General features: G+C 34.7%; 24 protein-coding genes. All 24 read right to left on the bottom strand.

Annotated features, from left to right (window positions below; all coding sequences use genetic code 11):
* Positions 1-49: 49 nt before the first annotated feature.
* Positions 50-607 carry an HD domain-containing protein gene (locus HO345_RS04385; RefSeq protein WP_002669581.1) on the bottom strand — a complete coding sequence of 186 codons (558 nt, stop codon included), beginning with the start codon at positions 605-607 and terminating at the stop codon, positions 50-52.
* Positions 608-672: 65 nt separating this feature from the next.
* Complete coding sequence (locus HO345_RS04380; RefSeq protein ID WP_002669583.1) at positions 673-1,857, bottom strand: PDDEXK-like family protein; 1,185 nt, start codon at positions 1,855-1,857, stop codon at positions 673-675.
* Between the two features lie 77 nt (positions 1,858-1,934).
* A complete protein-coding gene (locus HO345_RS04375) occupies positions 1,935-2,924 on the bottom strand; it encodes a M20/M25/M40 family metallo-hydrolase (RefSeq protein WP_253684152.1) in 990 nt (329 codons plus the stop codon).
* A gap of 829 nt (positions 2,925-3,753) precedes the next feature.
* Positions 3,754-4,047, bottom strand: coding sequence for a type II toxin-antitoxin system RelE/ParE family toxin (locus HO345_RS04370; RefSeq protein WP_253684150.1), 294 nt, complete (start codon positions 4,045-4,047; stop codon positions 3,754-3,756).
* Between the two features lie 10 nt (positions 4,048-4,057).
* Entirely contained in the window at positions 4,058-4,318 is a 261-nt protein-coding gene (locus HO345_RS04365; protein WP_253684148.1) for a type II toxin-antitoxin system Phd/YefM family antitoxin, read from the bottom strand.
* A gap of 193 nt (positions 4,319-4,511) precedes the next feature.
* On the bottom strand, positions 4,512-4,793 hold the full coding sequence (locus HO345_RS04360) for a hypothetical protein (RefSeq protein WP_253684146.1): 282 nt from the start codon (positions 4,791-4,793) through the stop codon (positions 4,512-4,514).
* Between the two features lie 295 nt (positions 4,794-5,088).
* Positions 5,089-5,790, bottom strand: coding sequence for a hypothetical protein (locus HO345_RS04355; RefSeq protein ID WP_253684145.1), 702 nt, complete (start codon positions 5,788-5,790; stop codon positions 5,089-5,091).
* Positions 5,791-5,918: 128 nt separating this feature from the next.
* Positions 5,919-6,290 carry a type II toxin-antitoxin system VapC family toxin gene (locus tag HO345_RS04350; protein WP_253684143.1) on the bottom strand — a complete coding sequence of 124 codons (372 nt, stop codon included), beginning with the start codon at positions 6,288-6,290 and terminating at the stop codon, positions 5,919-5,921.
* Positions 6,290-6,505: a hypothetical protein gene (locus HO345_RS04345; RefSeq protein WP_253684141.1), complete on the bottom strand. Its 216-nt coding sequence runs from the start codon at positions 6,503-6,505 to the stop codon at positions 6,290-6,292. The genes HO345_RS04350 and HO345_RS04345 overlap by 1 nt, the downstream gene beginning before the upstream one ends.
* Before the next feature lie 549 nt (positions 6,506-7,054).
* A complete protein-coding gene (locus tag HO345_RS04340; RefSeq protein WP_253684139.1) occupies positions 7,055-8,275 on the bottom strand; it encodes a transglutaminase domain-containing protein in 1,221 nt (406 codons plus the stop codon).
* 303 nt (positions 8,276-8,578) lie between these two features.
* Positions 8,579-9,178 (bottom strand): hypothetical protein, encoded by a 600-nt coding sequence (locus HO345_RS04335; protein ID WP_253684137.1) that lies wholly within the window; start codon positions 9,176-9,178, stop codon positions 8,579-8,581.
* 170 nt (positions 9,179-9,348) lie between these two features.
* Complete coding sequence (locus tag HO345_RS04330; RefSeq protein WP_253684136.1) at positions 9,349-10,236, bottom strand: carbon-nitrogen hydrolase family protein; 888 nt, start codon at positions 10,234-10,236, stop codon at positions 9,349-9,351.
* A gap of 357 nt (positions 10,237-10,593) precedes the next feature.
* The gene (locus tag HO345_RS04325) at positions 10,594-11,073 is read right to left on the bottom strand and encodes a hypothetical protein (RefSeq protein WP_253684134.1); all 480 of its coding nucleotides are present in this window, start codon (positions 11,071-11,073) and stop codon (positions 10,594-10,596) included.
* Between the two features lie 240 nt (positions 11,074-11,313).
* Positions 11,314-12,189 (bottom strand): hypothetical protein, encoded by an 876-nt coding sequence (locus tag HO345_RS04320; protein ID WP_253684132.1) that lies wholly within the window; start codon positions 12,187-12,189, stop codon positions 11,314-11,316.
* Between the two features lie 271 nt (positions 12,190-12,460).
* Entirely contained in the window at positions 12,461-13,726 is a 1,266-nt protein-coding gene (locus HO345_RS04315; protein WP_253684130.1) for an integron integrase, read from the bottom strand.
* A gap of 326 nt (positions 13,727-14,052) precedes the next feature.
* Positions 14,053-14,325: a helix-turn-helix domain-containing protein gene (locus tag HO345_RS04310; protein ID WP_253684128.1), complete on the bottom strand. Its 273-nt coding sequence runs from the start codon at positions 14,323-14,325 to the stop codon at positions 14,053-14,055.
* 513 nt (positions 14,326-14,838) lie between these two features.
* A complete protein-coding gene (locus HO345_RS04305) occupies positions 14,839-14,982 on the bottom strand; it encodes a hypothetical protein (RefSeq protein WP_253684126.1) in 144 nt (47 codons plus the stop codon).
* A gap of 40 nt (positions 14,983-15,022) precedes the next feature.
* A complete protein-coding gene (locus HO345_RS04300; RefSeq protein WP_253684124.1) occupies positions 15,023-16,432 on the bottom strand; it encodes a hypothetical protein in 1,410 nt (469 codons plus the stop codon).
* A gap of 1 nt (position 16,433) precedes the next feature.
* Positions 16,434-17,201, bottom strand: coding sequence for an outer membrane lipoprotein-sorting protein (locus tag HO345_RS04295; RefSeq protein WP_253684123.1), 768 nt, complete (start codon positions 17,199-17,201; stop codon positions 16,434-16,436).
* A gap of 103 nt (positions 17,202-17,304) precedes the next feature.
* Positions 17,305-18,639, bottom strand: coding sequence for an ABC transporter permease (locus HO345_RS04290; RefSeq protein WP_253684121.1), 1,335 nt, complete (start codon positions 18,637-18,639; stop codon positions 17,305-17,307).
* Between the two features lie 15 nt (positions 18,640-18,654).
* Positions 18,655-20,175, bottom strand: a complete 1,521-nt coding sequence (locus HO345_RS04285) for an ABC transporter permease (protein WP_253684119.1) — start codon at positions 20,173-20,175, stop codon at positions 18,655-18,657.
* Positions 20,176-20,191: 16 nt separating this feature from the next.
* Positions 20,192-20,944 (bottom strand): ABC transporter ATP-binding protein, encoded by a 753-nt coding sequence (locus HO345_RS04280; protein ID WP_253684117.1) that lies wholly within the window; start codon positions 20,942-20,944, stop codon positions 20,192-20,194.
* A gap of 430 nt (positions 20,945-21,374) precedes the next feature.
* Positions 21,375-21,695 (bottom strand): type II toxin-antitoxin system RelE/ParE family toxin, encoded by a 321-nt coding sequence (locus HO345_RS04275; RefSeq protein ID WP_010697558.1) that lies wholly within the window; start codon positions 21,693-21,695, stop codon positions 21,375-21,377.
* A complete protein-coding gene (locus tag HO345_RS04270; RefSeq protein ID WP_010697559.1) occupies positions 21,692-21,997 on the bottom strand; it encodes a type II toxin-antitoxin system RelB/DinJ family antitoxin in 306 nt (101 codons plus the stop codon). The genes HO345_RS04275 and HO345_RS04270 overlap by 4 nt, the downstream gene beginning before the upstream one ends.
* Between the last annotated feature and the right edge of the window lie 243 nt (positions 21,998-22,240).

Genomic DNA, 22,240 nt, shown 5'->3' with positions numbered 1-22,240 from the left:
AAGCGGGTGTTAAGTGTTTTACCTTTTAATAAGAATATGACTCCGCTCACTAAGTAGAACGGCATATTGTAGGAAAATCATTTTGAAATGATAATCGTTCATCAGCATCTCTTGTAATATCTTCGATGATTGAATCCAATAAACTGAAAATTCCCCAATGTTCCATTTTTGTTTCAGTAGCGATTTTTTCAATTAACAAATCTTCTAAATCCTGGATTCGACTTCCTTTCCAAACTTTATCTGCAAGAGATACCACGAGTTCTTCAATCGTTGATTTTTCAGACCATACCGCATGGGAAGCAGCGAACTTTGCTTTTTCCTCCGACACTCCAAGCGAGATTAAAAGGTGCTTTCCTTCCTGCTCATGTTTATGACCTTTTTCGGAAAGTTCATTTATATGAATACATTTTCCAATATCATGTGTTGCTGCACCAAACAAAATAAGATTTTCATCAATATTTAAATTGTCCCAAGTGTCGGTTATTGCTTTGATTAATGTATGTGCGACATCGTGAACAACCAGCGAATGAGCGTATAATCGTGGTGGAACACTGAGCCTTTTTAAAATATATTCTACTTCGTCAGGAAGAGAACCTTGATTGCACAAAATTATACTCCTAAGTCAATATCTATTAGACATAATTCATTAGCATTTTTGAGTATGCAAAAATGCTATTTGTTAACACCATGTAATTTTATTTCAAACCAATTTTTTACTACATGGGTAGATAATTTAGTTTTGGCTTTTTTTTCCCAATCATTACAAAAAAGAATTGCATTTACAAACCATGAATTTATTTCCTGAGCAGAAGCATATCCATCTATATTCACATTGTTGCCATAACCACATATTTCTTCTTCCTTGCATGCAAATACAAATTTATTTGAATCTAAATCCCAAATGAATAAATCAAGTGTTACATTGTTTTCCAAAAATCTTACTCCAAATTTCTGTTGTGTGTTAGCAACATCATTTTTCCATGTATCAAAATCTTTATAATCATAATTATCGTTGCAAAATAAAGTTAATTTTCCATTTGCTTCCTCATATAAATCTTTAAAAAAATTTATAAACAAAGTTAGATTTATATTTTGCTGGAATTTATACATTGCCAGCATTTTTTCTTTCAACTGTTCACGTGACAAATCACCAAATTCTTTTAATAGTTCTTTAGACACTGCTTGTTTCATATTAAATATCTCCTTTCGTTTATGTGTGATACCTTTTACAACATCAATATATTGATTTATTCCCGATTGAAGAATAGTTTCTTCTTTACTAACCTGTAATTTTTCAAGCCAACTAATAATATCATCTGAATATGATAATGATATAAACCTCTTACTCTTTTTTAATTCATTTAACATCTCCATTGATATGGATTTTTTTGATGGCTCATTACCAAAGAGTGTTAAATAAACGATAAAAATTTTATCTGGTGCATTTGTTTTACATTCCAAAAAAGAAACATAATCGCTTATTTGATTTTGTTGATCACCTGCATCTATTTTGTTTTCTATTATGATAAAATCAGTATCGGTCTCTATCAATAAATCCATTCGCCGATATTCATCCGTTGAATCTTCTCTTGTAACAGAAAAAATCTTTGATCCTTTTATCTTTAAGCCTTTTTCTTTCAATAGAAATAAAAAGTTTTCTCCGTATTCAATATGATTATGTTTTTCATCAGGATCAATTAAAAATGATAATATATTGCTATGCTGATTCTCAAGACGATGTCTATTCATTATTTCTGCAATATTCATTGTACCCGGTATTTTTCTCCGTTTTTCATCTACAGTTTTATTAATCTTGCCAATCGTATTACACAATTCATTAACGATTGTAAAATCCATGTGCATTTCCTCCAAGCTGCCCAAAGGGCAGTCCACTTAACATTCGCTTAACCTGCAAACGGGCATAGTCCCGTTTGTCAGGTTGAAGCGGGTGTTAGATGAAGATAATTATCTAGTATCTTATTAATAATTGCTACATTTTTTTCTAGATCAGATATCAAAACCCTTTCATATACTTCATGCTCATCCATAACACCATCACCAATATTTACACATTGGATTCCTTTCGAATTTAATACACATACTTCAGGAGCTATGTCATCAAAGATTAGTTTTGGTTCTATCCCTGTTTCTTTTATGCTATCTTTTACAAATGTGATAAATTTTTCATTGTTGGTAACATCAAATCCTGGACATTGTCTCATAACTTTTATTTTGTCCGGTCCAAGCATTTTGCAGGTTTCTTTTATAAACTCATCAATATTGCTTTCCGGAGTAAGTATGCTTAATGAAAAATTGTAGGCGTTATTATTATAACTTTTAACAGTAATACCCCAATCACTTTTTGTTGTACGATTTTTAAGCCATCTTTCAATATCTTTAATATCTTTTTTTGATTTCAACAATATATTTGTCCAATATTTAGAACCAATAGTAATTTCTCCTATTGAGCCTCCATCCATTGTTATTCCAATTTCTGCTTTAATCATTGTCCTATCAAGATTTCTTGCCCCTATGAATCCCTCTTCTTCCATTCTTGTAAGTAATATTTCTATCGGTTCTTCGTCATTCCTGTTTTTTAATACATGAATGAGACAAGCTAATGAAGCTTTATTATCTGCTCCTATTGAATTTTTACCATCTGATATAACAAAACCGTCTTTGATCATTCCTTTTATCGGTTCCCCTGTAGAAACCTTATCACCATGAAAAGCGAATAGTATCGGTTTTTTATATGAACGGATATTTCTATATGCAATCATATTACCATAGTAATCGTACTGAATTTCGAACTTCATTGAATGTAATATATATTCCACATAATCAAAAAAAGCTGTCTCGTTACCGCTAGGACTATCAATCCGTGTAAGATCGAGTAACAATTCAGTAACTGTTGGTTTTACCATATATCTCTCCATATTTCAGCGCGAAGCGTCCATCTAACATTCGCTTAACCTGCAACAAGGCTTGTCCTTGTTGTCAGCGTTGAAGCGGGTGTTAGACACTTTTATTTTATTTATATAACTTAATATTAACAATTACGCTTTTAATTTTACAATATTTTGCTTTTTATTACAATATTTAATAAATAAAAAACTCAAAATTTTACTATAAAGCTTTATTATTTGCATATCCAACTTTCATATTACTTAATGCATATATTAAAAACTATTAATTTAACTATAATTCTATATTATTTACAAAACTAATCTTTTATAAATAATATTATCTTAAAATTATAAGCTTATTCTTAACAATAAGACTTTATTTTTTAACCTAGTCAGCTTTTAATCATTAAATTAAAAAAATATATAATTTTACTATAAAGCTAAAATTTTATTTTCATTAGCAAATATTTATTATAATTACCACGACCGTCCGAAGTACTTTTATTTTGTTGATTTCCTTAGATAAAACTTTAGTTTTCATTAACAAGTTAATTATTATAATTACCATGACCGTCCGAAGGACTTTTATTTCGTTGATTTCCTTAACAAGTTTTAAAATCCAAAGATTAAAGTTTTATTTTTCTTATACAAGTAGATATTATAATAAAACATAACTTTATTCAAAGAATCTAAGCTATTAATTTGGGTTTTATGCTTTAATTTATAAAAAATACATTCTATTTTTCAAAGTTACTGTTTATCGTGCCGTAAGGCATCGGTCTAACTACCGCTTAACCTGCATTGCCTCAAAGGCAATGTCAGCGTTGAAGCGGGTGTTAGGTTTTATTTATATTAAATTATCATAATCTCTTTTTGCATAGAAAATACGCATTATTGCAACTTCTTTTTTGATATCATTAATCAGATACAATGCAATATAATTTTTCTTAAAAAGAAATCTGTGATATCCTTCTGCTTGTAGTACTAAATCATTACTTAAAGGATACATATACGGATTATTTTCAATGTTTGTTTTTGCTTCTAAAAACTCCTCAAGCAAACTATCAGCAGCTTTGGGATTATAGAGCGTATTGGAAATATATGTTATTATTTCTGACAAATCTTCTTCTGCTTTTTCCATAATTCGGACATTATAAGCCATGTTTTTCCCTTATACGGGAAACAGCATCCTCGACAGAAGAATATCTACCGCTTTTCATGTCTTGTTTTGCTTCTTCAAGCTTCCCGTACACATTAGAAAGAAAAAGATTTTTTTCATAGGTTTCCATACTCATAATGACCATATCGCCGTAACCATTTTTTGTAACAAAAATCGGCTCTTTGTCCTCATGACATATTTGAGAAATTGCTATAGTATTTTTTAAATCCCTTATCGGAACTATTCTCGGCATTTGTATCTCCTCGTGGGATTATTTTACCACACATCTAGGTGTTTTGTCTATAAGAAATGAAAAACATTCTTCATTGCATAGAACACCCTATAAATTTTATTTTACAATCGTTTTTTAAGTAAGCATGTAAAAACCACCTGCTTTCATAGAAAGCAGGTGGGAAAGCAAAAATTACAGTACTTTCATAACATAATTAGTTACATTCTTCATACTCATTTTTGCTTTTTGAAGTAATACTTACTTCCACATGAAAAGTACTGCCTTTGTGTTTACAATCTGCAGAATGTTTGGAGAAATTGCTTTTTGCATAGAGTACAGCATTGTGATCATCATTTCTATCAACTTCTATAGTTTGATACTGGTAACATCCGGTACAATGCGCACTAAGCACATAATGATATTTATAACAAGATGCTGCAAAAGCTATTCCCGCAACAGTTATAAATGTTGCTACAACCAAAATAATTTTTTTCATAAAATCCTCCTATGATTTTATAAATTTATTTTTTGGTCGAAATAAATGATATAGGTCGGTTCCGCACCTGCCTGCCGTAGGCAGGTAAACCTAACATTCGCTTAACCTGCATTGTCGCAAAGGCAATGTCAGGTTGAAGCGGGTGTTATGGCAAAACTATTTCTTTTACAGAATTAGATTTCTCAATTTCTTTTTTCTTTCAGAAATATTCTTTCCATTTTTTTAAAACTACGCTTCTATTATTATAATTCCCGAAGTACCGTAAAGCCACATACTACCACTACCGTACTTCGCCCTAAAGTTCACATTTTATTTCAATTTCAATAACAGTTTTGAATTCCTCTTCTTGTCTTCCTTCTATATTTAGATTGCCTTCAATATAAAATTTATACTTCCGCTTTCCTATTTTTTTAACTTCAGTGATGTGTATCCAAGCAGCATAAATCTTTTTATCTGCTAATTCTTTTATACAATCAATTGTTTTTATTTCAGTTCCATCAGAATAATGGTAAAATACAATCTTTTTCATCATAGAGTCTGGATCAATTAAAATATTACCTTCGACATCTTCAAATGGATAGTATGAGTTTACTACTCTGACAATAGAAAGATCTTCGTAGCTTCTGTATTCAAATCTTATTCCTCCTCCAGAAGTGCCCCAAACTTTAATCAAGTAATTCTTTGTCCATTTTACATCATCACATGCCCATCCAGGCTCACATTCAGCTATTATTTTCTTTGTTTTCAGATTATATAATGTCATAAGGAATGCTTTAGCCTTATCAGGTCTATGATAAACAAGCATTTTTTTATTGTCAGGAGAAATGTAGAAATCTTGAATGAGTTCCCAGTTCTTAAAATTTGTAATCTGATTATTGTTTTCGTCATATATTTGCTTATTATATAGTTTTCCATCGATTCTAAATTTTATTTCTTGCGTAAAAACCGATAAAGATATGACAATCAATGTTGAAAATACCAAAAATACTTTTTTCATTTTCTTCCTAAAACGCAGCCCAATGGGCTGTCGCCATAACTTCCGCTTGACCTGTATTTGCGGCTTGTCCGCAATGTCAGGTTGAAGCGGGTGTTAGACGCTTTTTCTATACAAAACTATATCTTAATCTACACAAAAACCAAATCAGGAATAAACTGAAAGTCTTTGATATTTGTAGTATACAACGGCAATCCCAATTCTAATGCAGTAGCACCAATCAAGGCATCCGGAATCAAAAGACCATGACTTTTAGTATACTTTTCAATCAGACTTCTGGCTTTTACAGAAATCAATTCAGAAATTTCTACAATTTCAAAATCCGAAAAAGCTTTTTTTATAATGCCGACTTCCCGCTTGTTAAAAGCACCAACCATTAACTCCATATAAGTTATTGAAGACATTCCTAAACCTAGGCCTTTGTCTTGCTCAAGTTTTTGCTGAACTTCGGTTTTTCCACGAAGGTAGTCTATAAGAATGCAAGTATCACAAAGATAAATCATTAAGAACGCTCCCAAGCCTTGGTTCTTATTTCCTCAACAGAAAGAGACCTGTCTTTCCACAAGCCAAAAGCCGCATTAAAGTCTGAGAATTCTCTTTTATGAGTTTTCACAGGTGTATGTAAAGTCCGTACTATTTTATCAAGTAATTTGATTCTCTCAGCATAAGAAAGCATATCAACTTGTGCTGAAAGTTGCTTAAAAGCTAATTCCGACATAGCCCCCCCCTATCTATTTCTCATAGTATACAATATTTTATAAAAAAAATCATCTCCCTATAATTAAAACTAACACTTAATTTTATATAACTTAATGGTTTTAGTATAGGTGAGTTTTATTTTCCTTAATAATTAATTATTATAATTACCATGACCGTCCGAAGGACTTTTAGTTCGTTGATTTCCTTAACAAGTTAAAAAACACTTAGATAAAAGTTTATTTTTCCTTACTCAAATAGCCATTATAATAAAACATAACTTTATTCAAAAAACTAAGCTATTAATTCGGGTTTTAAGCTTTAATTTATAAAAATATATCCTATTTTTCAAAGTTACAGTTTATCGTGCCGTAAGGCATCCGTCTAACTTCCGCTTAACCTGCATTTGCGGCTTGTCCGCAATGTCAGCGTTGAAGCGGGTGTTAGAACTTAGCTTTATTAAGCCTTATTTTAAAATTAAAAATTTTGATTACACAACATACCACATAAATAAAAATCTTATTTCAACTCAATTACGATAAAATTAAACAGCATTGTATGTAATAAAAGTTTATTTACCGCTAATTTTTTCTGAATACGAATCTAAGTCAGTCGCAAGAGCAGCATCAATTTGCTTTGAACTTATAATTCCCGTTTGTAAAAACTCCTGCCAACATGCTACCGTTAATTTAGCTATCGTATCTGTTACATCAAATTCAGCAAGCGGAAAAGCAACTGTCCAAAAGAAATCTTGACCATGTAAAGTTAAACCCGGTTTCATTATTTCTGCCTCTTGCCCAAATGGAACACCTAACATAGAGCATAAACGAGGTTCCATAGATGCTATTTCATCTGAAATACTTGATTTAGCCATAATGATATTTTGCCATGTATTTGTCAAAGGACTTTCACTCCAAGAACTTGGATCAAATGCAGTCCATACACCGCCATCGTAATACTCTACGATACGATGCATTTCTAGGCGGTAAGAGTTTGTCGGAATTGTTGCTATCATACGACAAGGAATTTTTTGTGCCCGCATAAATGCTGCCGCAAGATTTGCATTTGAAGTGCAAATATAATTCATTCCGCTTTTCAAAATTCCCAAAGCATCAAGACTCATAGGTGGTGCAACATTTTCCATATTTGCAATAAAGTTTCTTATATTTAGGCAGTATTGTTTTAGTTCATCATCTTCGTTTGTAGTACATAATCCAGTTGCCAAATCAGTAATTTGCTTAGAATCAGATTGTACACATGGTGATGCAACAGTAAATAGTTCAGGGTCTATATCATTCTCTTTTATTGCCATTGGAGTAATTAAAACAACTGCAGACCAATCAATAGTAAGTTCGGTATTCTGGTCAGCATTAAATACTAAGCTTAAAAAAGCATTTCCGTCTTCTCTCACTTGCAATCGGCTTGATGATAAAGCCGATTCAGGTTTGACACTTAAACTATAAAAAATGGGAACTTGCTTGTCCACAAGTTGCGGTATCGGTAGCAACACATCATAGCTACCTTTTTGGTGAGCAATTAAATTTACACCACCGAGCACACCAACAAGACCATTTCCCTTCATTGCACGTTTAGGATAGACAGTATGAATTCTTTTGAGTTCTTCATAAACATTTGATGTTACCGGTTTTAGCTCTACGGCTACTTTTTTAAAACTATCTTTTGTTTCATATTTTATAACTTGTTTACCTTGTTGCCTCTTACAACTTACCATTTGAAACAGCAACAGAGTAATCAAACAATACAACAATATAATTTGATATTTTAACTTCATACTCCTCTCCTTCAAATCTATTCTATATTTTTTAAGAAATAAAGCAAGTATTTCATGCAAAGATATTTTTATTTTCTATGGTTTCCCTTTGCGCGTGAGCGTCATTCTAACATTCGCTTAACCTGCATTTGCGGGCTTGACCCGCAATGTCAGGTTGAAGCGGGTGTTAGGTTTTATTTTTCCAACAAAAACTAACACATTTTTTCGATTTCCTTTATATACTTTGACTATATTAAACTTCCATATAAAAACAGTTTCGCATATTTTACGGAACTTTTTATATGCAAAACTGTAAAATTATAACTATAACTTATATCCAACACTAAAACCAAGGTTAAACATAAAACCGCTCTCTTTCGTTGCTGTTGAACCCATATTTTTATTCATCTGAAATCCAAGTAATAAACTAGGCTTTAAAAATAATCTTTCTTTTACATAAACATCTGATCCAACACCAAATGCAACATAATGTCGATGAAAATTATAACTTGAATCAAGCTTCTCTTTATAATTTTCTCCATCTTTTTTACAAGAAATATTAAAATTTAAATCAAATCCAAACAGGGGATAAATCTTTGCAATACCAACTGTAAATGGATATTTTCCAAAAAAAGCCATATTAAAATAACTCATATTAATTCCAGATACCAAAGGAGTAACTTCACTACTACCAAAGCTAAAACCGAGAGTACCTAAAACATATTGTGCATCAAAAAAACATTTTACACCAAAAAAATTACCACTTGCTTTAGAGTTAATCTTAAACCACCCTGTATCAATCTCTACTTTTTTTATGGCATGTGTAAAATCAATACCACCACCAACACTCAGATCAATTGCAAACAATGATGTAGTACATAATGCTGCAACTAATAACATTGAAACTAATCTCTTTTGTTTCATCTTTCAACCATCCTTTCGCAATGTCTTTTTTTCATTGCAATTATCTTTATTTTTTTGGTCGAAAGTCTGTTTCGATTGGTTCCGTTACCCGCCTGCCATAAGGCAGGTCAACCTAACATTCGCTTAACCTGCATTTGCGGCTCGTCCGCAATGTCAGGTTGAAGCGGGTGTTAGTTTGCTGATTTTCTATAATCTTTACGGATAAACGGCTCTTGTTTCTCTTCCGATAATAAAATCTCATATTTTGTCGGCTGCCGGTATGCGTTACCATGAACTTCTCTACTTCTATACTTTCTTAATTCCTCTATATTAAAAGTTGCGATATATATTCCTTCTTCCTCTCCGGCTTCTATTATTAATGTATCTCGTGAATATGGTTCATCAATTTTATAGGCAATACCGTCAAATGCTGTAGAATGACCATTACAATCGGGTTTTCCTTTTGGATAATTAACAGTTGCAATGCCAACCATATTTTCAAATGCTCTTGCTCTTAATTGTGAAATCCTATTAATTTCCATTGGACATGCATTCGGTACAAGTAGTATTTCTGCACCTTTGAGCATGAGTATTCGTGCACTCTCAGGAAATTCTCTATCATAACAAATCATTGAACCTATTTTTACACAACCGTGCTCTGTGTCTAATTCAGATACATAAAAATCATTACCGGGCATTAAATTTTTTTCATCTCCAAAAATACATGTATGTACTTTTGCATAGGTATATAGTTCTTTTCCAAATCTATCAAACAGACATATACTGTTTCTTGGTAATGGCTCATACTTTTCAAGAAATGTTATACCGATAGCCATTTGCAATTCTTTTGCTAAATCTGAGAATGAATGTATAAATGCATCATTTTTACTAATTGCTTTACTCTTTAATTCATTGACAGATTTAGGGATTTCGTAACCAATACTCCACATTTCAGGAAATAATGCTATATCTGCCCCCATATTTTTTGCCTTGCGACAAGCAGCTATACCGATATACACATTTTCAACAAGAGAGTTCCCCGGCGTTAATTGTAGTAAAGCTATGATAATTTTGCTCAATTGCGTATTCCTTATTGTATTAAATCTTGTCAAACTAACATGCAGTTAAGCTGCAAAACGTACCGGCGTTTAGCCGGCCGCTCTTCAGAGCGGGTTTTGTCAGTCTTGAACTGCGTGTTAGATTTTTAGTATAGTACATACAGAATAATAAAATACCAACCCTCAAAATTCATACAATAAATCCTATGTTTTATGTTTCTTTACTTCATCACTATTGTCTTAGCAATTATTTCTTAGATAACCTCATCATACATAGGCAATTATTTTATCATTAATCTTTTTTTTTGTCTTTTGATAACCCACTAAAATTGAACTATTTATTTAGTGAGCTATTCATCAGTATCGGTTAATCACTTCTTATTGCTTTGTATATTCTACTGAATTTTCACCAGCAGTAAATTTAATCTTCGTTTTTGATGAATTCAATTTAATCAACGAAACCATTTCTTGTAAATCTGTAGATGTAAAATTCTGTTTTGCAATGATTGTCTTGTTCGCCGGATCATGGGCAACAATAAATCCTATACCTTCCAGCCCTGATATAACATCACCTACAGAAGCTAAGAATGAGGCATCTGCCATTGAATAATCCGCATCTATTTTAAAATAACCAGAAAAATCAGAAGCCACATAGAATATTTTTTTCTCTACAACGCCAGAACCTGAAACGCTTGCCTTCCATGTTCCGACCAAATCACTCTTGTTTGAAACAGGCCTCCAATCACTGCTAGTATTATTCTGATTACCATTTGCCTGTTGACAACCGCTAATTAACGCTACTGCACTAATTATTAAAACTAATGCGCCAATCACTGAAACTAATCTCTTTTGTTTCATTTCGACCTTCCTTTCGCAATGCTTTTTTCATTGCAATTATTTTTATTTTGGTCGAAAGTCTGTTTCGATTGGTTCCGCTACCCGCCTGCCGTAAGGCAGGTCAATCTAACTACCGCTTAACCTGCATTTGCGGCTCGCCCGCAATGTCAGGTTGAAGCGGGTGTTAGATTAACTTTTACACTTTATATAATTCTTAGTATATTTTCTATAACTTAAAATATACTAAGATATTTATTTTCATTACTCTTTATACTTCACAACTACAACACCATTCTTATCTGCATAAAACTTATGTAAAGTTGTATCTATACCTATATTTTTCCCTATATAAGTTACACGACCTATTTGCCATTCTACTGCTTTACCATTTACTGTTTCAAATTCTAATGTTGTACCTTCAAGATGTTTGGAATTTGATAACACCTCCGTTCCATCTGTTTTTTTTGTACATTTTACTTTACTACTATCAAATTGTATGATAAGTTCAATCATATCTCTTTCTATATAAGTTATATTGATATTACCTTCATTATCTGCATCTTTTGCTTTTATACGGTAGCTTAACGATGCAATATTACTATCAAATGAAGCCGGTTTATTGTTTATATTCCAAACAGCAACTTTATTAGGAGTTGGATTTTTTATTCTAAAATATATTCTATCTTCTTCATTAATCTCGGCTCCACTAATAATTTCTACACCGCTTTTTCTTGCTTCAATCTTTGTACCATCAAAGATGATTTTAAATTTTGCCGCATCTTTTATTTCATAACTTACCTTAATGACACCTGAAGTATCTGCATCAGTTTTTTTTACATGATAAAATAAGGGCGATGCTTTTTTTACGGTTGTTCCTACCGTCCATTCAGCAATCTTGCCATCAGGTACACCTTTTGCATCGAAAATCAATAAATCTCCATCAGCAACCTCTATTCCTGATTTTATCGCAATACCGTCTTTCTCACATTCAATCTTTGACTCATCAAAAACAACTTTAAGAGTACTACTATTACCTCCAACTTTTCCACTCGATTGCGGACAACCTGTAATTAAGACTACGGCACTAATTATTAAAACTAATGCACCAATCATTGAAACCAACCTTTTCTGTTTCATCTTTCAACCTTCCTTCTTGCAATGTCCTTTTTCATTGCAATTATTTTTATTTTTTGTCTAAAGAATGCTTCGATTGGTTCCGTACCCGCCTGCTGTAAGGCAGGTCAATCTAACATTCCTTCGACCCTTCCTAAATATACCATAAAAACTAATAATTTGCAATCTAAACTGCTGCAAAACAACAAATCACATATTTCTACCATAGTACAAAATCGGATAAATAAACAACTGGTAGATTAGGCCTATCTTCACTAAACGGAGCAAAGAAAAATCACATACTGTCTATGGGGCTTTGAATGCCTAGACCGCCGCGGTTTAGGACATGGGTGTAAACCATAGTGGTTTTAACATCGCTGTGGCCGAGAAGCTCCTGTATAGTGCGGATATCATAACCGGCTTCAAGCAAGTGCGTTGCAAATGAGTGGCGGAAAGTATGACAACCTATCGGTTTTGGGATGCAGGACTTTAAAACCGCTTCATGTAGAGTTCGCTGAATAACCGAAGGATCGATATGATGCCGCCCCTGCTCGCCTGTTTCTTTGTTACGCCATCGGCGTGCTTGCGGAAACACCCATTGCCATGCCCACGCTTTACCTGCAGCTGGATATTTTTTTGCAAGAGCAGAGGGCAGCGGCACCGAACCGAAACCGTCCTTGCAGTCTGCCTCATGTATAAGGCGGACATTTTCCAAATGTTTTTGAAGCGGAAATTTAAGCGAAACAGGCAGTACGGTTTTACGGTCTTTCGCTCCTTTCCCGCAGTGTACCGTAATTTCATTTTTCCCAAAATCGATATCTTGAATCCTTAACCGCAAGGCTTCCATAAGCCGCATTCCGGTTCCGTAAAGCAAACGGATAAGAAGCCCGTAATCGTTTTCAGGCAAAAGAGAGAATATCTTTGCAGTTTCCTCACGGGTCATTACGGCAGGCAGCTTTTTAGGCTTTTTAGCACGGACTATATTTTCAGGAGTCTTTATAGGTAAGCCTAATATGTTTTTATATAGAAACAAAAGAGCCGCAAGAGCCTGATTTTGGCTTGAAGCGGCAGCCTTTTCCTTCACTGCAAGACGGCTCACAAAGGCATTTATTTCCTTATCGGAAATAGTTTTAAGATTTTTATCCTCATGTTCTCGGATAAAGCGGCTTATCCAATAGCTGTATGCTTCCCGTGTACGTTTGCTGTAGTGTTTTGCAGTAATCACTTCATCTAATTTCCTTAAAATATACTGAATATCCGGTACAGTATGATTATTCCTTTCTCCAATAATTTCGGTATTCAAAGGATCGCTATCATTAAATTCAGAATTTTTAAAGTCAAAGCAGGAATCAGCCATGAAAAGTCCTTCATTATAAAGGTTGTTTAATAAAATATCACAAGAATTACGATCTGCAGGTATAATCCAGAAACATCCGGACGGTTTCCAAGCCCTGTTAGATACTTTTTTTATTGATTGCAGAATTTTGGAAAAATCTTCGCCTTCAGCTTTAAAACGCACCGATAAATGCTCTTTTTCATAAGGCCGAATTTCAATAAACATAAAAACCTCCTTAAAAAAGCACAATACACATTTTTTATGGCATAGCTTACCCATGGTCTATTATGATGATTAATGATTCCATCTCAATAAACCTGGATAAAACACCTATGCATGGCTGTTAAATTCCAACAGAATAAACAACCTGAACATAAAAAACATTGTAAGAAAAAACCAGCCTTACATAGCCGAAACATACTATAAGCGGCAGTTTTCTTATGTATAAGTTAATTATTGCATATTTTTATGGAATATGCAAGTATTTAAGATTTTTCGGAGATTAGAAGTTTTCGCTTAATTCCCATATAAAGCACTTTCTTTTATTGCTTTTATAATGTTGGCATCTTCACAGGCTGCAATACATATCCCAATCTTTGCATAATACTTGAAAGTGTCTTGAATTTTACTGTCTCTGCATTGCCACTACGTAAATTCTGGATAGTGGTAGGAGAAACGTTCACTTCTTTTGCTAATTCTCTAACCGAAATATTTTCTTCTTCCATTTTTTCAATCATAAACTCTGAAATTAAAAATTCAGTGTAGCCTTTTTCAAACTCAGCTTTGAATTTCGAGTCTTGCATTAATCTGTCAAATGTTGTCATAGTAGATTCCTCCTTTTACACGCATTTCATAATCCATTCTGCACTTTTCAGCTTTATCTTTTCCGAACTTTTACCTTCTATTGTGAAATACCATTCTACAGTGAACTTTTCCCCTGTGTATAAAACGTATTCTTTTTTACCCATAATTAAATTGTAACAGTATATTGTTACAAAGTCAATCATTTTTTTATAAAACTTTCAAAAACTTTTTTATATTGATGATAATGTCCATAGCATAAACATATCAAATAGCCAAGCCGGCAAGAGGCAAGTCGAGGACGCGAAGCAAATAAAAATTAACCAGTAAAACCAAGCCGTAAATAGAGGGAGCAAATACAAGGCGCGAGGAAAAATGAAGCGGAGGCGTGCTTTGTGCACGTCGAGCATTCATTTTTTCGCAGCAACGCAGTAGTTCGATGAAAAATGTACGTCCTTGTACATTGTTCATCTTAGAGTTTGCGGCAAGCGCAAACTCTTTGAGCTGAAACCACCCGCCATCCGTGGCGGGGGAGATTAATCCAATCCGGCAAGAGGCGCACCGAAGCCGCAAAGCGAATAAAAATTAACCGCTGAAACCAAGCCGTAAATAGAGGGTGCAGATACAAGGCGCGAGGAAAAATGAAGCGGAGGCGTGCTTTGTGCACGTCGAGCATTCATTTTTTCGCAGCAACGCAGTAGATGCCCCTCTATTTACGGCTTAGAAGGTGCCGCCGCCTAGGCGAAACGAAAGACTATACCCTATTTGCCCCTTCGTCTTTGAATTGGGACTTAAGGGATAGCTAAAAGAAGGACCCGTACTCATACTTGCAAATTTATATATTTTCCAGTTAAGAGTGAGCTTTGAAAAACCTTCAAGTTCCGATATAGCAAATTGCTGAAAAAGGTTTAGGCTCAACTTATCGGTACCGAGTTTATTTTGGCTTATATTAAGGGCTATGTAGTGTTGACCCATCTGTAAATATTTCATTTCGATAAACATACGGTCAGTTTCTGCTTTTTTATACCCGAATCCGTTGTAAAAATATTGTAAAACTATACTGGTATTGGTGTCGGCATTTGAATAAGAACCGCCGAGGGTTGCCTGAAAAAAGGGCTTATTTTTTTCGGTATAAGGGCTCATATCGGCCTTATAATAGGTATAGTCGCTTCCCCAGGCAAAAACGCCCTCGCCGAAGACGGCAACCTTTCCTGCAATACTGCCCGAAACGGTAGTAATAAGACGAGGGGCTTTTTCGTATTTATACCAGCCTCCAAATCCCAATTCCCAGTTACCGACAACAAACTCGCCCTTTGCAGCTCCTGCAGTGTATTTAGGATCATAGCCGTCTTTGCCGTCACCCTTCCCTGGAGGCAATAGGTAAAGCCAGATATTGTGCTGGGTTTTGGGAATTATTATATGGGTTCTTAAAGAAATCCCCCCTTCCCTATCGGCCGTAGGATCTTGAGGATCGATTCTTGAAATATTTATAACATCTGCAGGACTATAAAAATAACCTGTTCCCCATTTTACCGCATGTTTTCCGAAACGGAAAAAGGCAATATTCTTAGCGGAAAAATCAGTGTAAAGCTCTTGGATTTTAATATTTGCAGCTCCGTTTACGCTTACAGGAGCCGTTATACCGTTTGGGAATGAGCCTTGCAATGCAGGCGGAAGCTCATTTTTTGGAACCGCAAGAGCCCCGGATAAACTTTTTTCAAACGGAAAGCCGAAAAGAAATTTTCCGTAAAGTTTTAAGTCTTCGCTGGGACGGGCATCAAAAAAAAGACTTCCGTTTAAGTTTATGTTAAATTTTCCCTTTCCGTCTTTAAAAGATTTCAGGTAATCATCCTTCTTTGAATAGGGATCTTCCCAAGCATAATCTATTCCCATTGAAGAACTTAAACTTCCGCCTATTCTCATTTTTTTTGACTCAAGGCTAAGAGTCGCCTTTTCAAGATCAGCCTTAAACTTTAAATTACTCTTACTGTCAGAACGGGTTTCTTCGGCAGATATAAGGGTATCTTCATCTCCGCCGAAAAGATCATTTTCTAAATCGGAAGAATTTTCTTGTGCAAACACAAAAAAGGGAATAAATAAAACAAAAATAAAAATCACAATTTTTTTCATATTAGTTTATCTTCTCCAAATAAGCCTTGGTAAAAACGACATCATCAATTTTTGCAGTACTGAAGTCTTGAAATATCTGTGTTGTTTTTTCTCCCTTGATAAGCTCATTTATATATATTTGCTGAACAGGAAGCGGCATACCTTCAACATTTGCGTATTTAGGTATAAAAGTAGTTCTCATATGTTTTCCGCTCGCACCGTAACTTTCTATTTTTAAAAGGAGGTGTTTATCTTTTCGTACAAAGAATTTTTCTTGAGCATAGGCAGCATCCTTTTCCAAAGCCTTAGCTGTTACCGCATAAACATCGATCTTAGCGACTTTTGCTTCTTCAATTTTAATAATTTCCCAAGCTTGCCTAAATTGCGACTTTTTATTTACATCGGATAATTTTGTATCGCTGTTTGCCAAATTTCTTTTAAGAGAAGAATGAGTAAACTGATGAGCAATAGGATCATAGAACCAAAGATTATCCTTTTCCTGTAAATAACCGTTTCCCTTATCGGCTTCAGGTGCCAGCTGAATAAGAGTTGTTTGGTCCTTAGTATCACGCCTAAAGAGTTTAAACTGAACGACTTCCTTAGGCTGATTAGGCTTTTCGACAATCAGTGTGAGAGTACTTGTAAAATCTTTTTTAAAATTTCCCGTGTCGAAAACTTTATCCATAATCTTATACATTTCCTCCATTGAGGGAATCTCGGCAAATACTGCAATGCTTACAAAAAAAGCAATGAGTATAATCAATAATTTTTTGTTAATAAAATATTTCATATATTCTCCTATAACACGATGTTTTGTGCTTTGCACAAAACTCGACAGATAAACAGTAAGGCTGAATTTCTGCCGAACTGTTTATCGAATCTCCCATAAAAACTTATTTTCCCGACCTTAACGCTTCGGCAGGAATCATATTAGCGGCTCTCGAAGCAGAGCCCCTTACAGTAAGGAGGGTTAAACCCAACATTATCACAAACTTAAAAAAAACTAAAAGAGCGGATAAGTTCCACGCAAAGTATCCGTTTTTAGTAAAGACCGAAAAAGGTGAATCTACAGCAATCGGAATAAACGAGATAATCTGCATTACAAGAACAGCAAGGACAAAACCGCATACGGCTCCGAATAAGGATAAAAATGAAGCTTCTGCAAGGAATAGCCGCCTTATATGCTTTCTCATAACACCGCAAGAGCGCATAGTTCCGACTTCCCCTCTTCTTTCGTGTACAATAATTTTAAAGGTATTTGAAATACCTATCATTGTAATAACCAAAAGCACAATCAAAATGCCGAAACTTATACCGTTTAAGGTACTCATGAATGTAACCATCTGCGGAGCAAAATCATAAAAAGTAGCTATGCCGAATTTTGTTCCCTGCCACTTTCCTTCTTCAAGCTGCTTAAGCACATTGTTTGCAGGCTGTGAAGGGCTTATAGTTCTGGCAAGATCCCTGCTTGTAACGGGATGCGTTTCTGCGATTTTTCTTTCAAGCTGTTGTGCATAAATTTCCTGCATATCGGGATTTTTTAAAAAAAGAGAATATACCTCTACACTGTCTTTCTCCATCTCCGTAATTTTTTGCAAATAATCAAAATTGATATAATTTGTGATTCCGCCGAATGAAGAGCGGTTTACTGCAATACCTTCTACTTGAAGTTCAATAACCGTAAGCTGACCTTGCGATGTCCTAGTTTCAAGCAAAATAATATCGTGCAAGTCTACATTTAAGGTTTTGGCTACCGATTCGGAAAGGAGAATTGCATTTTCTTTTTTCATGGCTTCCCAGCTTCCTTCCTTAAAAAGAATACTGTCATGTAAAATTTTTTCTTCATCGAATTTGCAGCCGTCAATTTTAGAGGTAACTTCTTTTCCTTCAAATATCAGCTTACCTGAGGCACGGCTTCTTTTTATGATATACATAGTTTCTATTCCCAATTCTTTTACGGTCTTTTCTATAAACTCAACATCGTTTTTGTCCATATAAATTTGAGCAGGATCATCCGCCGACTTATCGGGAGCCTTTTTTGAACCTATTATATAGACATGGCCTCCTACGATTTTTGAAATTTCTCCGGCCATACTGTTTACGGCACCAGAAGTCATGCCGTCCATAAAGATAACGACAAAGAAAGCAAAGGCTATCGCAAAAACCAAAAGAATACTTCGCCTTTTTTGTCTGTTTAAATTTCTAAATGCTATTTTTAATATATTCATAATCCATTTCCTTATTTAACGGTTAATTGCTTCAAGAGGACTTATCTTTAAAGCAAGCCTTACCGGATACCAGTTTGCTGCAAGACCTGCTAAAAGCATTGCAGCCATTGTCCAAACGGCAGAACCGATCGAAATACTTACCCTAATCTGTTTTCCACCGAACATAACAGAAAGAATATCTCCAACCCTGATGTCAAAGGCATTTACAACGGCTGCAGCGATAAGAGCAAGTACCAAGCCGATAAGAACACCTACGCAAGACATAAAAAAAGATTCCGCAAAAAATATCTTTCTTACAAAACCCTTTTTAGCTCCTATGGCCCTCATCGTTCCTATCTCGGAGCTTCTTTGCATAACGGAGACAACCAATGTATTCATTATGACAATTAAAACTACTACGGAAAGAATAGCCAGCATTGTAATAAAAAGAGTTCTTGTTCCTTCTATTGCACTGTAATACATCGCCATTCCGAGTTTCCAGTCCAAGGCTTGAGCATTTATTCCTTCTTCCTTAAACCAATCATTTAAGGTTCTTATTACGCTTTGAGTCTTTGAAGAGTCTTTCAGCTTTATTACGATATGATGCCAAGCTTCATTGTCGGCTAAGTTAAGCCGATCGCGCAGTTCGGTACTTCCTAAAATATTTTCATAATCAATCTTTGTGTTTGAGCTTTGCACTGTATCTATAATATCCGAGTCCGAATCATCTGCAAAAAGTTCATCTTCTGATTTTTCGGAAAGACTTAAATCGACGGAATCGGGAATGGCCGCTGCAACTCTTGCGCCCATGGTCATATCGGCAAGTATTCGGGTTGTATCTACATCAAAGTAGGCTATGCCGTCTATTGCCGTATCGGAATGAGCATAATCAAAAAATCCCGTTATGATAACTTTTTGCTGTCTTGCCTTTCCGGCAAAGGCCGTTACCAAAATCTCGTCTCCCAAGTTTAAGGGTCTGTCATAATATTTTTCAAACTTTTCTTTTAAATCACGCGGAACCAGAGCAAACTTACCGTTTGATGTTTTAGGATATTCTCCTTCATAAATATTAATCGTATCAAAAAGATTTTTATAACTTTCAGGTTCAATTCCTAGAATCTGTGCATAAGGAAAAAAGGATCGGTTCTTGTCTTCGGCTTCCCATGAATCGGGTAAATCAAGAGCCTTGAGCATACCGCTTGCAAAAACGGACGGAGTAAGGCCTTTTACCTCAGGAAGGCTTTCAACCTTGGATTTAACTTTTTCAAAAGGAATTAAATAGGGCATCTTAGGTGTATCCAAACTTACACTGACTGTCTGAAAAACACCCAAGAGTTGTACCATTACAGTGTCTTTTTCAGACTTGCCCGTAATTAAAACATCTCCCGAAAAATCGCTTATACAAACCGCTTGAGTTTGCTGTAATGAAAAATTTAGGATACCGAAACCTAGGATAACCAAAAAAGTTCCTATTCCTATAAGCGATAAGGTAATAATCATCTTTGCTTTACTCGCAAAAAGATTTTTTACCGCCATTTTAAAAATTGTCTTATTCATAATAATTTTCCTAAGTTTAAGCTGAAACCTTTATATCTTCGAGGATTTGACCGTCCAAAATCTTAATGCGGTGGTCCGTCATATCTACAATCTTTGCATCATGTGTCGAAAAGATAAATGTTGTTTTAAGTTCCCTGTTTACCTCTTTCATAAGCTCTAAAATCTGAATACCTGTCTTTGAGTCAAGGTTTGCAGTAGGCTCATCGGCTAAAACTATTTGAGGTTTAGTAGCCAAGGCCCTTGCGATGGCAACCCTCTGCCTTTGACCTCCTGAAAGCTCGTTAGACTTATGATGCTTCCATTCGTTCAAACCTACCTTATCGATTAAATAATTAATCCATTCGGTTTGTTTTGCTTTACTCTCTTTTGCTCTTCCAAACAAAAGAGGAAATTCTATATTTTCGTATACGTTTAAAACAGGAACAAGGTTAAAGGATTGAAAAATAAAGCCCAAATACTCGTGGCGGAGTACGGTCATTTTTTTATCCAGTCTGTTGGGAACCTTAACCTTTTTGTTTTGCTTTTTTAAAAGAGAAGCAAAATCCGATTCCTTATAAATACTCTCATTGTTTATGATGAGCTCCCCGCCCGAGGGCGTATCTATTAAACCTATCATATTAAGAATGGTCGATTTGCCGGAACCCGAAGGCCCTGAAATTGAAACGAATTCGCCTTGCTCGATGGCAAAATCGATGCCTTTTACGGCTTCAACTAAAACCTTTCCCAATGGATAGGTCTTCTTTAAGTTTTTAACCTGTACAATATTCATACAAAACCTCCAAAAAAGTTGTACATATTATAGGTAATATGTAAAAACCTTGTTAGATTTTTACATATTACCGACTAGTTTTTCATAAGTCATTGATATATAAATACTTATGAAAAACATCGCAAATAAATCTAAGGAAAACATCGAAAAGCTGAAGTTTTTCGATGTTCATAATATCATAAAAAATTAAAAGAAGCATTTACTAAAGCTTACATTTTAACTTTCTGCCTTACATTTCTGTAAGTTTACATATTTTTTGCCCGCTTTACCAGTGACAAAAGTCATGTTTGAGTCGGTAAATAGTCACTCACTTAATTTAACCGCAAAGATCGCAAAGGGCACTAAGAATTTGTTAGGAATCTTTTTAAGATATTCATTAATTATCCTTGGCGCTCTTGGCGTACTTCGCGGTTTACTTTCGGTATTTGATTTAACCGCTGTTTAATTCTTTTTCAATATTTCTACCGCCATATATTACACGGATAATATAAACTTTTTTATCCGATTCGGACGGTATATAAAAAACCAAAAATTTATCAACAGGCATAACGCGTAAACCCTTACTATACCACGGTTCTTTTTGATAAGCTCTAAACCGCTTAGGCATTTGATCAAGGCTCATAATACCGGCTTTTAGTCTCACTAATTGAGCGGCAGCTGCCTTTGGTGAAAATAACTTAAAAGCAATATATTCGTAAATATCTCTTAAATCGGATTCTGCATGGGCGGAAATTTCGATTTTATAGATCATATCCCATAATCCTCTTGAAGCTTATCAAAAACCTCGTTTGCCGTTTTTTTATTTCCCTCATTTATATCCGAATAGCCTTTCATCAGTTCCATATTCAGCTCTTCTTCAGTTAAATATCCTAGAACAAGAGGATGATTTACCGGAAGTTTTAAGTCGAAAGGAATACCTTTTTGCAAAATAATTTGTTTATAGAACATATTTATTGCATTAGACGCCGGAATACCAAGGGAATCTAAAATACTTTCAGCCTGTTCTTTTACATTAGGCTCAATTCTCGCATAAAGATTTGCTGTTTTTGCCATTTTTCCTCCAAAATATATATATTATACACTAATGTACTTACAAAAGCAAGACATTTAACCGCAGCGGCCGCGGGGAACGCAGAGGGGGTATATTTTGATTACAAAGTAATACTTAGTATCAGCGATAATCCAAACCCTAAATTCCTTTGCGAAGCTCAAGCGCAGCTTGAGCGCTTTGCGTTCCCTGCGGTTCACTTTCGGTATTTGATTTAACTGCAAATGGTATAACGAGTTATCTAGCTA

Origin of the sequence: Treponema denticola, assembly GCF_024181645.1 — a bacterium.
Lineage (GTDB): Bacteria > Spirochaetota > Spirochaetia > Treponematales > Treponemataceae > Treponema_B > Treponema_B denticola_A.
Note: the sequence above shows the minus strand (reverse complement) of the source record. Positions and strands in the feature narration are given on the sequence as shown.

Excerpts from the sequence above, each read along its gene's own strand:
- HO345_RS04380 (WP_002669583.1), bottom strand. The coding sequence starts at position 1,857 with ATGGATTTTACAATCGTTAATGAATTGTGTAATACGATTGGCAAGATT.
- HO345_RS04375 (WP_253684152.1), bottom strand. The coding sequence starts at position 2,924 with ATGGTAAAACCAACAGTTACTGAATTGTTACTCGATCTTACACGGATT.
- HO345_RS04370 (WP_253684150.1), bottom strand. The coding sequence starts at position 4,047 with ATGGAAAAAGCAGAAGAAGATTTGTCAGAAATAATAACATATATTTCC.
- HO345_RS04365 (WP_253684148.1), bottom strand. The coding sequence starts at position 4,318 with ATGCCGAGAATAGTTCCGATAAGGGATTTAAAAAATACTATAGCAATT.
- HO345_RS04360 (WP_253684146.1), bottom strand. The coding sequence starts at position 4,793 with ATGAAAAAAATTATTTTGGTTGTAGCAACATTTATAACTGTTGCGGGA.
- HO345_RS04355 (WP_253684145.1), bottom strand. The coding sequence starts at position 5,790 with ATGAAAAAAGTATTTTTGGTATTTTCAACATTGATTGTCATATCTTTA.
- HO345_RS04350 (WP_253684143.1), bottom strand. The coding sequence starts at position 6,290 with ATGATTTATCTTTGTGATACTTGCATTCTTATAGACTACCTTCGTGGA.
- HO345_RS04345 (WP_253684141.1), bottom strand. The coding sequence starts at position 6,505 with ATGTCGGAATTAGCTTTTAAGCAACTTTCAGCACAAGTTGATATGCTT.
- HO345_RS04340 (WP_253684139.1), bottom strand. The coding sequence starts at position 8,275 with ATGAAGTTAAAATATCAAATTATATTGTTGTATTGTTTGATTACTCTG.
- HO345_RS04335 (WP_253684137.1), bottom strand. The coding sequence starts at position 9,178 with ATGAAACAAAAGAGATTAGTTTCAATGTTATTAGTTGCAGCATTATGT.
- HO345_RS04325 (WP_253684134.1), bottom strand. The coding sequence starts at position 11,073 with ATGAAACAAAAGAGATTAGTTTCAGTGATTGGCGCATTAGTTTTAATA.
- HO345_RS04320 (WP_253684132.1), bottom strand. The coding sequence starts at position 12,189 with ATGAAACAGAAAAGGTTGGTTTCAATGATTGGTGCATTAGTTTTAATA.
- HO345_RS04315 (WP_253684130.1), bottom strand. The coding sequence starts at position 13,726 with ATGTTTATTGAAATTCGGCCTTATGAAAAAGAGCATTTATCGGTGCGT.
- HO345_RS04310 (WP_253684128.1), bottom strand. The coding sequence starts at position 14,325 with ATGACAACATTTGACAGATTAATGCAAGACTCGAAATTCAAAGCTGAG.
- HO345_RS04305 (WP_253684126.1), bottom strand. The coding sequence starts at position 14,982 with ATGAATGCTCGACGTGCACAAAGCACGCCTCCGCTTCATTTTTCCTCG.
- HO345_RS04300 (WP_253684124.1), bottom strand. The coding sequence starts at position 16,432 with ATGAAAAAAATTGTGATTTTTATTTTTGTTTTATTTATTCCCTTTTTT.
- HO345_RS04295 (WP_253684123.1), bottom strand. The coding sequence starts at position 17,201 with ATGAAATATTTTATTAACAAAAAATTATTGATTATACTCATTGCTTTT.
- HO345_RS04290 (WP_253684121.1), bottom strand. The coding sequence starts at position 18,639 with ATGAATATATTAAAAATAGCATTTAGAAATTTAAACAGACAAAAAAGG.
- HO345_RS04285 (WP_253684119.1), bottom strand. The coding sequence starts at position 20,175 with ATGAATAAGACAATTTTTAAAATGGCGGTAAAAAATCTTTTTGCGAGT.
- HO345_RS04280 (WP_253684117.1), bottom strand. The coding sequence starts at position 20,944 with ATGAATATTGTACAGGTTAAAAACTTAAAGAAGACCTATCCATTGGGA.
- HO345_RS04275 (WP_010697558.1), bottom strand. The coding sequence starts at position 21,695 with ATGATCTATAAAATCGAAATTTCCGCCCATGCAGAATCCGATTTAAGA.
- HO345_RS04270 (WP_010697559.1), bottom strand. The coding sequence starts at position 21,997 with ATGGCAAAAACAGCAAATCTTTATGCGAGAATTGAGCCTAATGTAAAA.